We start from the raw sequence: 729 nt of genomic DNA, 5'->3' as shown, positions 1-729 counted from the left end.
AGAACATTGATGCTTTAACGAAAGCGCAAACTCAACAAGCAGAGCAACCGAATGATACTGCACCAGATCAAAGTGGCGAATCGCAGTCTGCAGGCTCAGATTGGAGTATCAACCTGGCTGGTGTTACGGTTTCTAATGGCTCACTAGAAATTCAAGATAAGCAAGCCGGCAATTACACCAAGCTGTATGATGTATCGTTGAACCTTTCTGAATTTGCTTTTGACAGCTGGACGACAGCTGACTTTGGTGTGAAAGGTGAAATGAATGACCAGAAGTTTACAGCAGAAGGTAAGGCAGACTTTAAACTGGCGAAAGGTCTTGCCAGTTATGCGTTGAAGAACATCAATGTTGATGCGACGTACACTGATCCAAACAACACTATTGAATCGGCAAAAATTGGCTTAGATACGTTTGAATTCGATAAAGTAAACAATCTTAGCTACGCGCTTCAAGGCAGTGCGGCTGGTATGAAGCTGGACATGCAAGGCGGTGGGCAGCTTACGGTTGACCAAGCGATTAGCAAAGTGTTGTTGAATAAGCTTACGCTGAAATCAAGCTTTGAAGGTGATGCTTTGCCACAATCACCAATGAAAGTTGATATGGTCTCTGACCTCTCATTTGACCTAAACAAAAGCCACCTTAGCTTTATTCTAGAGAAGTTAACCGCAAACGCGATTGCATTGGATGGTAAAGCCGATGTGACATTGGGAGACATTCCAAAAATACGTT

At 43.3% G+C, this 729-nt stretch carries 1 protein-coding gene; it reads left to right on the top strand.

What is annotated here, in order from left to right:
- Positions 1 to 729 (top strand): AsmA family protein (locus tag R8N49_RS26955; protein WP_318190432.1); only part of this gene is annotated, 729 nt, incomplete at both ends.

The organism is Vibrio sp. 1978 (genome assembly GCF_033344345.1).
This window is presented reverse-complemented; position numbering and strand designations above follow the sequence as displayed.